The following is a 12,450-nucleotide window of genomic DNA, read 5'->3' as shown; positions in this document are numbered from 1 at the left end:
CGGAGCCGAAACACGGGCTCAACGCTCGCCAGGCCTTGACAGAAAGAGGCCCGATGATTGACGTGCTGGTCGTGGACGACGACTTCCGCGTTGCCGAGATCAACGCCAAGTACGTGGGAAAGGTTCCCGGCTTCCGGGTCGCCGCCCGCGCACACAGCGCTGCCCAGGCGCTGGCCAGCGTGCAGCGCGGGACCATCGACCTGGTCCTGCTCGACCACTACCTGCCCGACCAGACGGGCCTCGAACTCGTCCACCGCATGCGGGAGCAGGGCCTCGGCACGGACGTCATCATGATCACCGCGGCCAGTGACGTGGCGACCGTGCAGGCCGCGATGCGCCTCGGCGCGCTGCACTATCTGGTCAAGCCGTTCACCTTCGCCGCCCTGCGCACCCGCCTCGACTCGTACGCCGCGCTGCGCCGCACCGTCGACCGCGTCGGCGGCCGCGGCATCGCAGGCCAGGAGCAGGTGGACCGGATCTTCGGCGCTCTGCGCACCACGTCGGCGCCGTCGTCGCCAGGCCTGCCCAGCGGCCACTCGGAACCGACGACCGACCTGATCTGCCGGGTCCTGCACCACGCCGAACACCCGCTCTCGGCCCACGAGGTGGCCGCGGAGACCGGCCTGAGCCGCTCCACCGCCCAGCGCTACCTCCGCCACCTCGAACAGGCCGGCCGCCTCCGCCTCTCCCTCAAGTACGGCGACACGGGGCGCCCCGAACACCGGTACGCGTGGGTGACGCCGTAGCCGACGTCCGCGCTGCTCCGTACGACGGCACGGCAGGTGTACAGGCGTGTGTCCTACGACGGTGAGGGCGGCGCTCCCTACACGGCCCCCGCCCCCGTCAGCGCCCGCACCTCGGTCTCCGCGTGCTTGGCCTCGTCGGGGACCTCGTCGGAGGTGACCGTGCCGAGCCAGCCCGCGAGGAAGCCCATCGGGATCGACACGAGGCCGGGGTTCTGCAGCGGGAAGTACTGGAAGTCGACGGCCGGAAACAGCGATTCCGGACTGCCCGAGACCACGGGCGACAGCACGACCAGGGCGAGTGCCGGGACCAGCCCGCCGTACACGGCCCACACGGCGCCGCGGGTGGTGAAGCCGCGCCAGAACAGCGAGTAGAGCAGCACTGGGAGGTTCGCGGACGCGGCGACTGCGAAGGCGAGGCCCACCAGGAAGGCGACATTGAGGTCACGGGCCAGCAGGCCGAGGGCGATCGCGACCACGCCGATGCCGACCGAGGCGACGCGTGCCACGGCCACTTCGCTGCGCGGCTCGGCACGGCTGCGCCGCAGTGACGCGTACAGGTCGTGGGCCACGGACGCCGAGGAAGCGAGCGTGATGCCGGCGACCACCGCGAGGATCGTGGCGAAGGCGACGGCGGCGACGACCGCGAAGAGAACCGTTCCTGCGGTGGAGTTCGCCCCGCCGCCCAGGGCGAGCGCCAGGAGCGGCACAGCTGTGTTCCCGGCCGCGTTCGACGCTCGTACCGCGTCCGGCCCCACAATCGCGGCCGCCCCGAAGCCGAGGACGATCGTCATCAGATAGAAGCCCCCGATGAGCCCGATCGACCACAGCGCCGAGCACCGGGCGGCCCGGGCGGTGGGCACCGTGTAGAAGCGGGACAGAATGTGCGGCAGCCCTGCCGTGCCCAGCACCAGGGCGAGCCCCAGGCTGATGAAGTCCAGGCGGGCGGTCCAGTCCCCGCCGTACTTCAGCCCCGGGGCGAGGAACGCGTCGCCGTGACCACTGCGCTCCGCCGCCGTCAGCAGCAGCCGGTCGAAGTCGCCGTGGAACCGCAGCAGGACGAGCACGGTCAACACGACCGTACCGGCGAGCAGCAGTACCGCCTTGACAATCTGGATCCAGGTGGTGGCCCGCATCCCTCCCAGCGACACATAGATCACCATGAGCGCGCCGACACCGATGACGGTCCAGGCCCGCGCCGCCGTGCTCGTGTCCCCGAGCAGCAGCGCGACCAGGCTGCCCGCCCCCACCATCTGCGCCACCAGATACAGGACGGACACGGTGACCGAGGAAGTTCCCGCCGCGATCCGCACGGGCCGCTCGCTCATGCGTGCCGCGACCACGTCGGCGAGCGTGAAACGCCCGCAGTTGCGCACGAGTTCGGCGACGAGGAAGAGCACCACCAGCCAGGCGACGAGGAAGCCGACCACGTACAGCAGTCCGTCATATCCGAACAGGGCGATGAGCCCTGTGACGCCCAGGAAGGAAGCGGCCGACATGTAGTCGCCCGCGATGGCAAAACCATTCTCCATGGGTGAGAAAAGACGCCCGCCCGCGTAGAACTCCTCCGCCGAGCCCTGCCGGTTGCGGCTCACCCATGTCGTGATCGCCAGCGTGATGGCGACGAACACGCTGAACAGGAACAGCGCAAGCGTCTGATGGCCGCCCGTCACAACACACCACCCCCGACTCCGCGAGTCAACTCCTGTGTGTTCCAGCGCAGTTCGAGCGCGGCCCGGTCGCGGCGCAGCCGCGCATGCCGGGCGTAGGCCCACGCGAACAAGAAGGTGCTGAGGAACTGCCCGAGCCCGGCGAGCATCGCCACGTTCATGGCACCGGCCACGGGATGCGCCATCAGAGCGGGCGCGGTGGTGGCGGTCACGAGGTATGCCACGTACCAGACGAGGAAGACAGCGACTCCCGGCACGACGAACCCGAGGTATCTGCTGCGCACTTCCTGGAACTCCGCGCTGCGCTGCACCTCGAGATACACATCGGCCGCAGCGGCCGTCTCGTCCTGGCACGGCCGGCTTGCAGGCCCGGCCTCGGGTACGGCACCTCCGACACCGTCCGACTCGCCCCATCCGGAGGCAAGCGCCTCGTACCACGGGTCGTCGTAACCCGCACCTCCGGACGCCTCCGCAGGGGACGAGTCGTGATCGCGGCGCCCGGCCGAACCATCGGCGCCGCCCCCGCCTCCGCAGGGACGGCCATTGCTTGACTGCATGCCCAAGGATGGACAGAACGGATAGATCCCCGACTCTGCTTCTCCGCGCTCTTCACCCCATCAGGTGACTCATCCCGCCGGTGGCCGCGCGAGCCCCTTCGCATAGGCGTAACGCACCGCCTGGGCACGGTCCTTGAGCCCCGTCTTGCCGAAGAGGTTGTTGATGTGCGTCTTCACGGTCGCGGTGGAGACATGCAGCTTGCGGGCGATCTCCTGGTTGCTGAGGCCGTCGGCGATCAGCAGCAGCACCTCGGTCTCGCGCGCGGTCAGCCCGTCCGGCACTTCCGTCACAGCCGGCGGCTGGGGCTCCGGGCCGGACAGCCGCTCCAGCAGCCGCCGTTGGATGCTCGGAGACAGCCCGGCGTCCCCGGACAGCACGCTCTGCACGGCCCGTACGATCTCGTCCCCGCCGGCGTCCTTGGTGAGATAGCCCCGGGCCCCGGCCCGCAAGGCGGGGAACAGGGACTCGTCATCCGCGTACGTGGTGAGCACCACGACCTGCGTCCCGGGGTACTCCGCGCGAATGCGCCGGGTCGCCTCCACACCGTCGCAGCGCGGCATGCGCAGGTCCATCAGCACCACGTCCGGGGCGAGTTCCGCCACGAGTTGCACGGCCTCGTCCCCGTCCCCCGCGGCCCCGACGACCTCGACCCCGGGCAACAGGCCCAGCAGCATCACGATGCCCTCACGCACCACGGTCTGGTCGTCCGCGACCACCACGCGTGCGGGCCGCTGCTCCGCCCCTTCCGTCATACGGGCACCTTCAGCGTCACCGCGAACCCCTCCTCGTCCGGCCCGGCCTCCAGCGAGCCGCCCAACAGCTCGGCACGCTCGCGCATGCCCAGCAGACCGTACCCGGCGCCCGCCCCGGCGAGTTCGCCCGGCGTGCCGCCGGAGTCCCGTACGTCCAGCGTCACTTGATGGTCGCTGTAGTCCAGCCGCACCCGCACCTTGGCCCCAGGCGCGTGCTTGCGCACGTTCGTCAGGGCTTCCTGCGCGACCCTGCGCACGGCCTGCGATGCCTCCGCGGGCAGCTGCCTGCGCTCACCCGTAATGGTGACCTGTGCACCGGCCGACGTATCGACGAGCTGCGAGAGGAAGTCCTCCAACGGAGTCAGCTCCCCGCGCAACGCCGAGAGCGCCTGCCGCGTCTCGTCGAGTCCGTCACGGGCCATCCCCCTTGCCGCCACCACCCGCTCCAGGATCTGGTCCCGGCCGGCGCCTCGCTCGATGAGCAGCCGGGCTGCCTCGAGGTGCACGAGTTGGGCCGAGAGACTGTGCGCCAGCACGTCATGGATCTCTCGCGCGATCCGGGCCCGCTCCGCGAGCGCCGCCGACTCCGCCTCCGCGGCCCGGGCGGCACGCTCCTGGGCGAGCAGGCGCTGGGCGCTGCCACGGGCTTCGGCGTCGAGGCGCAGGACATAGCCGGCCAGAGCCAGGCCCACCGTCGTGGCCGCCGTGGTCAGCCACACGTCGTTGTTGACCGCGGCGTAGGACGCGAGGGCCACGGACGCCGTCGGCAGAGCGGCCGCCAGCGGCAGCCGTTCCAGCGCGGTGATGGCGCAGCCGCACCACAGGACGAGGGCCGGCCCCCGGAACCCCAGGGTCTCGGCCCCGACGGCCAGTCCCAGGAGCGCGAGCAGGATGCCGAGGGAGGGCCAGAGCCGGTGCTGGAACGTGGTCCGGTACAGGGCCCAGGCGAGTACTCCGGCCACGACCACACCGATGCCGCCCACGACCGTCACCCAGCCGTGGACCCGGCTGCTGTCGAAGGCGCCCCACAGCAGGATGGCGAGGGCGAACAATCTCACGGCCCAGGCGAGCATGCGCCGAGGTCGCGAGATGCCCGCTCGCCCGAGCGCCTCCGGGGAGGGCCAGCGCATCCAGGCGTTCTGCGTCACACGCGCTCCTTCCGCGGCGGGCCGACCATGGGGTCAGCGTAGGCCGTGCCCCCACCGTGCGTCGCAGCCACGGACTGTGCCCGCCAGACCAGGATCCCGGAGCGGACCAGCAGGGTGGCCGCGAGGGCGACGAGCAGGGCGGAGCTGTCCTGATGCACCCCGAAGAGCGTACCGAGCGCGAAGAGGCCGACACGCAGGGCGATGCCGACGATCCAGACCGCCACGCTCGCCTTGGTGCTTTTGCTCCACACCGTGCCGTCCGGCTCCGCCCATATTCGGGTCGTCCAGGCCCACCCGGCCCCGGTGGCAAGGCCGACGAGCAGTTCGGCGCCCAGCAGGACGGCAGACTCCGTGGGGTGGTGGGCGTCGAGGACGCCGGGTTCACGCAGGGCCACGAAGGCGAGGATCACGGGCAGCAGCCACCAGCGCCTGCCGGCGCCGATCTGCTGCGCGCGGAACTGCCGCACGACTACGAGAACGACGACAGCCGCGATCGCCAGCGCGTTGACGAGCCCGGACATCAGAGCCTCCGTGAGCGAAGAGGGGAGCCGGCAGCGAGTGCTGTCGACGCCTTCGACGCTACGGAAGTTCGCAGGTCAGCAGATCGGAGCGGGGGTGGATCGTGGGTGGATCCGCAAACGGCTGTCGGCTCCACCCACGGGTGGAGCCGACGTACGAACACCCAGGCAGCCCGAGCCGAGCCGCCGGCCCGACCGAGCGCAGCGGCTACGCGTCGATGCGGGACCGGTCCAGCGTCGCCGCCGAGCTGGAGATGAACTCCTTGCGCGGTGCCACGTCGTTGCCCATCAGCAGATCGAAGACCGTCTCTGCGGAGTCCAGGTCGGAGAGGTTGATCCGGCGCAGGGTGCGGTGCCGCGGGTCCATGGTGGTCTCGGCCAGCTGGTCGGCGTCCATCTCGCCGAGGCCCTTGTACCGCTGGATGGAGTCCTTGTAGCGGATCCCCTTGCTCTGGAACTCCAGCAGCTTGTCGCGCAGTTCACGGTCCGAGTACGTGTAGACGTACTTGTCCTGGCCCTTCTTCGGCTGGACGATCTCGATGCGGTGCAGCGGCGGCACCGCGGCGAAGACCCGACCCGCCTCGACCATGGGCCGCATGTACCGGTGGAACAGCGTCAGCAGCAGGGTCCGGATGTGCGAGCCGTCCACATCGGCGTCGGTCATCATGATGATCTTGCCGTAGCGGGCCGCGTCGATGTCGAACGTCCGGCCCGAGCCGGCTCCTATGACCTGGATGATCGCGCCGCACTCGGCGTTCTTGAGCATGTCGGTCACGGACGACTTCTGGACATTGAGGATCTTGCCGCGGATCGGCAGCAGCGCCTGGAACTCGGAGTTCCGCGCGAGCTTGGCGGTGCCGAGCGCGGAGTCCCCCTCGACGATGAACAGCTCACTGCGGTCCACGTCGTCACTGCGGCAGTCGGCGAGCTTCGCGGGCAGCGAGGAGGACTCCAGGGCCGTCTTCCGGCGCTGGGCGTCCTTGTGCTGGCGGGCCGCGATGCGCGTCCGGGCGGCGGCGACGGCCTTCTCCATGACCACGCGGGCCTGCGCGGCGGCATCCCGCTTCGTGGAGGTCAGGAACGCCTTGAGCTCCTTGGAGATCACGGTGTTCACGATGCGCCGGGCCGCCGAGGTGCCGAGGACCTCCTTGGTCTGGCCCTCGAACTGGGGCTCGGCGAGGCGGACGGTGACCACCGCGGTGAGTCCCTCGAGGGCGTCGTCCTTGACGATGTCGTCCTCGGCGACGCGCAGCAGCTTCTTCGCGCGCAGCACCTCGTTCATCGTCTTGGTGACCGCCTGCTCGAAGCCGGCGACGTGGGTGCCTCCCTTGGGGGTGGCGATGATGTTGACGAACGACTTCAGGGTCGTGTCGTAGCCGGTACCCCAGCGCATCGCGACGTCGACGCCGAGCTCGCGGGTGACCTCGGTGGGCGTCATCTGACCGTGGTCGTCCAGGACCGGGACCGTCTCCTTGAAGGTGCCCTGGCCGGAGAAGCGGAGGACGTCGTTGACCGGCTTGTCGCTCGCCAGGTACTCGCAGAACTCGCTGATTCCGCCGTCGAAGCGGAAGGACTCCTCACCCTTGCTGCCGCCCTCGCCGAGCCCGAACTCGTCCCGGACGACGATGGTCAGGCCGGGCACCAGGAACGCCGTCTGACGCGCACGCTGGTGCAGGTTCTCCAGGGAGAGCTTGGCGTCCTTGAGGAAGATCTGGCGGTCGGCCCAGTAACGCACGCGCGTGCCGCTGCGGGTCTTGGGGATCCGCTTGGCCTTGCGCAGCCCACTGGAGGCCTCGAACTTGGCCTCGGGGCCGTTCGCGGCGAAGGCACCCGGCACGCCGCGGCGGAAGCTGATCGCGTGGGTGTGGCCACCGCGGTCCACCTCGACGTCCAGGCGGGCCGACAGGGCGTTCACCACGGACGCGCCCACACCGTGCAGACCGCCGGAGGCCGCGTAGGAGCCGCCGCCGAACTTGCCGCCGGCGTGCAGCTTTGTCATGACGACCTCGACGCCGGAGAGACCGGTCTTGGGCTCGACGTCGACCGGGATGCCCCGGCCGTTGTCCCGGACCTCCACCGAGCCGTCGTCGTGGAGGATCACCTCGATGTGGTCGCAGTACCCCCCGAGGGCCTCGTCGACGGAGTTGTCGATGATCTCCCACAGGCAGTGCATCAGACCGCGGCTGTCGGTGGACCCGATGTACATGCCCGGGCGCTTGCGCACGGCCTCGAGCCCCTCGAGGACGAGCAGGTGCCGCGCGGTGTAGTTGGAACCGTCCCGGTCTGCTCCTGCCAGCAGCGCTGTGGACGGCACGGACGTCTCGGCGGTCACGCGGTTCGCTCCTCGCTGAATTTCAGGTGGGGCCCTGGTGGGTAAGGACCCGGCTTCGGTCGCCGTCAAGAGGGTACCGAGGCCTGGTAGAGCCGTTGTAACGCCACCCTCGTCTGGAGTTAAGACTAGTCCACAGTCGCATGCATGTTCGATCCCTCGATGGAGTGAAGTACATATCACGTTCCCTTCGAGGCATGAACCATTTAGGCTCCGGGCACGTCCTCATGAACAACCGGCAAGCCAGCCGGGAGGACCTGACATTGACAGACTGCGCGAACCCGTACGACACACAGACACGCAATACGGCACATTCGCCGCCAACCGGCAGCAGACAGCCGGCCTCGAAAGATTTTTTCGAGGAAAAGCCCGGGGCGGGAACGTTTTAGGGCTGGTTGGATGTTGACCCTGGTACGACAGCTCGTCGAGCTAGAGAAGAGGCGACGTGACTACTGTTCTGACCCCCGCGAGCCCACTGACGGCCGCCGATCGCTGCGACCGCTGTGGCGCGCAGGCCTACGTGCGCGTTGTCCTGCTCAGCGGCGGAGAACTGCTCTTCTGCGCCCACCACGGCCGCAAGTTCGAGCCGGAACTCAAGAAGATCGCCGCTGAGATACAGGACGAGACGGAGCGGCTGACGTCCGTTCCGGCATCCGCCTCCGAAGAAGAGCGCTGATACCTCGCACATACGACGAGCCAGCTCCGGCACAGGCCGGTACGGGCGGCGCGGCCCCTGCTTCAGGGACCGCGCCGCCCGCGCTCGTACCACCCCGGATGCCGTCCGGGCTCCGTCAGTGGCCCCTGCCCCCGCTCCGCCGGCCCATCCCTCGTAGAGCCTCGGAGACGCGCGTATAGACGCCGGGGCTGCCCGCACGACCGCAGCCGCTCCCCCAGGACACGAGCCCGATGAGTTTCCCCTGGGCGACAAGAGGCCCACCGCTGTCCCCCTGGCAGGCGTCGTGGCCTCCTCGCGCCTCCCCGGCGCACAGCATGCTCTTGGCCTGGTACGTACCGTCGGCACTGCCCGGATACGCCTCCTGGCAGCGGGCGTCAGGCAGCACGTGGACGCGTGTCGCCCGCAGAGTGTGTGCATAGTCGCCGCCGCCGGTGAGATCGCCCCACCCGGAGACGGTCGCACTGGTACCCGGCTTGTACGCAGGATCGCCGGCGGCCGCCATTGCGATGACCGAGCTGCGCGGCAGCGGTGTGGCGAGGGTGAGGACGGCGAAGTCCTCGGCGTTGCTGTCGCTGTCGAAGGTCGGACTCACCTGGACGTCACGTACCGAGATCTCCCGGCCGCGGTCCGAAAGCAGGTCCGTGCGGTTCGCGATGACCTTGAGGTCGTGGACCCGCTCCGGGGGCGCCCCCAGGACCTCCTCGCCCATGCAGTGGGCCGCGGTGAGCACGGTCGTACGGCTGATGGCGACACCGCCGCAGAACTGCCCCGCACGCGTACCCCCGAACCGGTCACGACTGGAGAGCGCCACCGTCCACGGGCTCTCGGACACATCGATCGGGAAACTCCCTATGACAACGCTGTCGGCGGCCACGGGGGCAGTGGAAAGCAACGGTATTGCGGTCGCCGCGGCCACCAGGGCCAGCGGCCGGGCCAGCGCCCGGACAAAGGGTCGACGCATACGAGCTCCTCACTCTGGGATGTCGTGGGAGACCCAGAGTGATCCAGCCGGGCACGGCCCGCACCTGCGCGACGGCACGAGAAGGCCCGGTCCTCCCCGCGGAGGACCGGGCCTTCGATGTCGTACGACGGCGACCTAGTCGAGGTAGTCGCGCAGCACCTGAGAACGCGACGGGTGGCGCAGCTTCGACATGGTCTTGGACTCGATCTGGCGGATGCGCTCGCGCGTGACGCCGTACACCTTGCCGATCTCGTCGAGGGTCTTCGGCTGACCGTCGGTGAGACCGAAGCGCATGGAGACGACGCCCGCCTCGCGCTCGGACAGGGTGTCGAGCACGGAGTGCAGCTGCTCCTGCAGGAGCGTGAAGCTGACCGCGTCGGCCGGGACGACGGCCTCGGAGTCCTCGATGAGGTCACCGAACTCGCTGTCGCCGTCCTCGCCCAGCGGGGTGTGCAGGGAGATGGGCTCGCGGCCGTACTTCTGGACCTCGATGACCTTCTCGGGGGTCATGTCGAGTTCCTTGGCCAGCTCCTCCGGGGTGGGCTCGCGGCCCAGGTCCTGGAGCATCTGGCGCTGCACACGCGCGAGCTTGTTGATGACCTCGACCATGTGCACCGGGATACGGATGGTGCGGGCCTGGTCGGCCATGGCGCGGGTGATCGCCTGACGGATCCACCAGGTGGCGTACGTGGAGAACTTGTAGCCCTTGGTGTAGTCGAACTTCTCGACCGCGCGGATCAGACCGAGGTTGCCCTCCTGGATGAGGTCCAGGAAGAGCATGCCGCGGCCGGTGTAGCGCTTGGCCAGGGAGACCACCAGACGGAGGTTGGCCTCCAGGAGGTGGTTCTTGGCGCGGCGGCCGTCCTCGGCGATGATCTCCAGCTCGCGCTTGAGCTTCGGGGCCAGCTTGTCGGCGTTGGACAGCTTGTCCTCGGCGAACAGGCCCGCCTCGATGCGCTTGGCGAGCTCGACCTCCTGCTCGGCGTTGAGCAGGGGGACCTTGCCGATCTGCTTGAGGTAGTCCTTGACCGGGTCGGCGGTGGCGCCGGCCGCGGCGACCTGCTGGGCGGGCGCGTCGTCCTCGTCCTCGTCGGAGAGCACGAAGCCCGCGCTCTCGGCACCCTCGGGCTCGTCGGCGCCCTTGGGGGTGTCCTCGAGCACCTCCTCCTCGAGGACCTCGGCGTCGTCCTTCTTGGCGCTGGTCTTCTTGGCCGCCGTCTTCTTGGCGACGGTCTTCTTCGCGGGCGCCGCCTTCTTGGCGACCGCCTTCTTTGCAGCGACCTGCTTGGCGTCGTCCTCGACGGGCGTGTCGGCGGCGGGCGCCTCGGGGGTGGCGGTGGCGGTGGCCTTCTTGGCGGTCACCGTCTTCGCCGCGACCGTCTTGGTGGCGGTGCGCTTGGCCGGACTCTTCGCTGCGACGCTCTTTCGGGTGCGCTTGGGCTCCGCGGCACTGACCATCAGCGTCACACCCTCTTCCTCGAGGATCTGGTTGAGGCTGCGCAGTACGTTCTTCCACTGAGTGGCCGGAATCTGGTCAGCTTCGAAGGCCCGACGCACATCGTCGCCGGCGATCTGCCCCTCAGCCTTTCCCCGCTCAATCAGAGCCATGACAGAGACGGACTCGGCGATCTCCGGCGGGAGCGTACGGGATGTGCTGGCCGACACGAACAACCTCTCGGAACGTTGGAAAACGGCTTCCGGCCCCGTCCAGGACGGACAGGAGCCGACCGCCGGCTTGGGGATTGGGCCGACGGCGCGGGCGGGACCGGGAAGATGCACAGCGCCGCAAACGGCGTCCGTATTCCCTCCTCGGCTGTCACCTCTTAGGTCATCGCGCTGTTTCCCCGAGTGTTACGCCCAATCTGCGTGGTCCGAATCACACCCTGTAAGCACCCAAAGACGGTCAGACAGAGACATACGGGGTCACCCGTGGGTGAGATCGGGGCTTTTCCAAGATCTCCGCGGTCCGTGGCGCCGTCGGACCCCGCAGGATCCCGGAGATCCTGCGGGGTCCGACGGAGGCGGTTCGGCGGCCGAGCCATGCCCCAGGAGGGGGAGGCATCTCCCGGCCGCGCCGCCCGCGGGGTGCGGTCAGTGTTCGCGCGGCGCGGGCACCACGCGCTCCACCTCGGGGTGGACGGTCAGCAGTTGGCGCATGGCCGACTCGGCCGCCGTGCCGTCCCCGGCAGCGAGGGCGTCGACGATCCTGCCGTGGTGTGCCAGCGACGTCTCGTTCGGCCGGTCGCAGCCGGTCACCGGGCCGCCGGAGACCTGGAGGGCGGCCGAGACGATCCCGGAGAGGTGCTCCAGCATCCGATTGCCCGCAACCTGGATCAGCAGGGAGTGGAACTCGGCGTCGGCACGGGAGAAGGTGATGGCGTCACCCTGCCCCATGGCGTGGCCCATGATCTCCACCATGTCGGCGAGCCGCTGCTGGACGTCCTCGCGCCCGTGCCCGGCGGCGAGGCGGGCGGCGAGCGGTTCGATCGTCCAGCGCAGTTCGCTCAGCTCGCGGCGCTGGTCGTCGCGCTGCGGCCCGAAGGCGCGCCATTCGATGATGTCCGGATCGAGCAGGTTCCAGTCGCTGACCGGGCGCACACGCGTACCGACGTTCGGTCGGGCGCTGACCAGGCCCTTGGCCTCCAGGACCCGAAGCGACTCACGGACGACGGTACGGGAGACCTCGAAACGCTGGCCGATTTCCTCGGGCACCAGCGGACGGTCGGCGCCCAGGTCGCCGGAGACGATCATCTGGCCCAGCTGCTGGACGAGTTGGCCGTGCAGCCCGCGTCCGCGGCTGCCCGCGGCGCGTCGGCCCACGCGGCCCAGCTCGGGGTCCGCGCTCTCCCAGGCGGGGGCTCCGACGCGGTCGACCACGTGGGCCTCGGCGTAGGGGTAGCGGTCGAGATCGCCCGGGCCGGCCAGACCGGAGTCGGCGGAGCGGGCGGCGGTCATCATGGTGTGCGCAAGGGTACTCACGGATCCTTTGTCGGCGCCGTCTCCAACTCCCTTGAGGTCTTTGGTGAAAAGCACACGAAAGGGTGATCGCTCACCCCGTCGCAATTGACGCCTTATCGGAAAGAAATGGGCTTTCC

Annotated in this window: 11 protein-coding genes; 2 read left to right on the top strand and 9 right to left on the bottom strand. The window is 69.5% G+C overall.

All coding sequences use genetic code 11. From position 1 onward, the window contains the following. Window positions 1-53: 53 nt before the first annotated feature. Window positions 54-746 carry a response regulator gene (locus tag ABD355_RS19465; RefSeq protein ID WP_344401740.1) on the top strand — a complete coding sequence of 231 codons (693 nt, stop codon included), beginning with the start codon at window positions 54-56 and terminating at the stop codon, window positions 744-746. Between the two features lie 77 nt (window positions 747-823). Here ABD355_RS19465 and ABD355_RS19460 read toward each other — a convergent pair whose 3' ends face one another. The 6 genes from ABD355_RS19460 to ABD355_RS19435 all read right to left on the bottom strand — a co-directional run bounded on the left by ABD355_RS19460 (window position 824) and on the right by ABD355_RS19435 (window position 7,721). Continuing rightward, window positions 824-2,416, bottom strand: coding sequence for a solute symporter family protein (locus ABD355_RS19460; RefSeq protein WP_344401739.1), 1,593 nt, complete (start codon window positions 2,414-2,416; stop codon window positions 824-826). Beyond that, window positions 2,413-2,970 carry a DUF485 domain-containing protein gene (locus ABD355_RS19455; RefSeq protein WP_344401738.1) on the bottom strand — a complete coding sequence of 186 codons (558 nt, stop codon included), beginning with the start codon at window positions 2,968-2,970 and terminating at the stop codon, window positions 2,413-2,415. Before ABD355_RS19455 ends, ABD355_RS19460 begins: the two co-directional genes overlap by 4 nt. A gap of 69 nt (window positions 2,971-3,039) precedes the next feature. Beyond that, a complete protein-coding gene (locus ABD355_RS19450) occupies window positions 3,040-3,723 on the bottom strand; it encodes a response regulator transcription factor (protein ID WP_344401737.1) in 684 nt (227 codons plus the stop codon). Then, window positions 3,720-4,871 (bottom strand): sensor histidine kinase, encoded by a 1,152-nt coding sequence (locus tag ABD355_RS19445; RefSeq protein WP_344401736.1) that lies wholly within the window; start codon window positions 4,869-4,871, stop codon window positions 3,720-3,722. Before ABD355_RS19445 ends, ABD355_RS19450 begins: the two co-directional genes overlap by 4 nt. Further along, on the bottom strand, window positions 4,868-5,392 hold the full coding sequence (locus ABD355_RS19440) for a DUF1453 domain-containing protein (RefSeq protein WP_344401735.1): 525 nt from the start codon (window positions 5,390-5,392) through the stop codon (window positions 4,868-4,870). Before ABD355_RS19440 ends, ABD355_RS19445 begins: the two co-directional genes overlap by 4 nt. Window positions 5,393-5,597: 205 nt before the next feature. After that, the gene (locus ABD355_RS19435) at window positions 5,598-7,721 is read right to left on the bottom strand and encodes a DNA gyrase/topoisomerase IV subunit B (RefSeq protein ID WP_344401734.1); all 2,124 of its coding nucleotides are present in this window, start codon (window positions 7,719-7,721) and stop codon (window positions 5,598-5,600) included. 442 nt (window positions 7,722-8,163) lie between these two features. Here ABD355_RS19435 and ABD355_RS19430 point away from each other — a divergent pair, with 442 nt between their 5' ends. Further along, entirely contained in the window at window positions 8,164-8,394 is a 231-nt protein-coding gene (locus tag ABD355_RS19430; protein WP_030945102.1) for a DUF7455 domain-containing protein, read from the top strand. A gap of 115 nt (window positions 8,395-8,509) precedes the next feature. Here the strand turns inward: ABD355_RS19430 and ABD355_RS19425 are convergent, their stop codons facing one another. The 3 genes from ABD355_RS19425 to ABD355_RS19415 all read right to left on the bottom strand — a co-directional run bounded on the left by ABD355_RS19425 (window position 8,510) and on the right by ABD355_RS19415 (window position 12,334). After that, entirely contained in the window at window positions 8,510-9,355 is an 846-nt protein-coding gene (locus ABD355_RS19425; protein ID WP_344401733.1) for a S1 family peptidase, read from the bottom strand. Between the two features lie 135 nt (window positions 9,356-9,490). Next, complete coding sequence (locus ABD355_RS19420) at window positions 9,491-11,020, bottom strand: RNA polymerase sigma factor (RefSeq protein ID WP_344401732.1); 1,530 nt, start codon at window positions 11,018-11,020, stop codon at window positions 9,491-9,493. Window positions 11,021-11,446: 426 nt separating this feature from the next. Beyond that, window positions 11,447-12,334, bottom strand: coding sequence for a FadR/GntR family transcriptional regulator (locus tag ABD355_RS19415; RefSeq protein WP_344401731.1), 888 nt, complete (start codon window positions 12,332-12,334; stop codon window positions 11,447-11,449). Window positions 12,335-12,450 lie beyond the last annotated feature (116 nt).

Origin of the sequence: Streptomyces longisporus, from assembly GCF_039532765.1 — a bacterium.
GTDB classification, from domain to species: Bacteria; Actinomycetota; Actinomycetes; order Streptomycetales; family Streptomycetaceae; genus Streptomyces; species Streptomyces longisporus.
The sequence above is the reverse complement of the archived record's forward strand: the minus strand, read 5'-3'. Positions and strand labels throughout refer to the sequence as shown.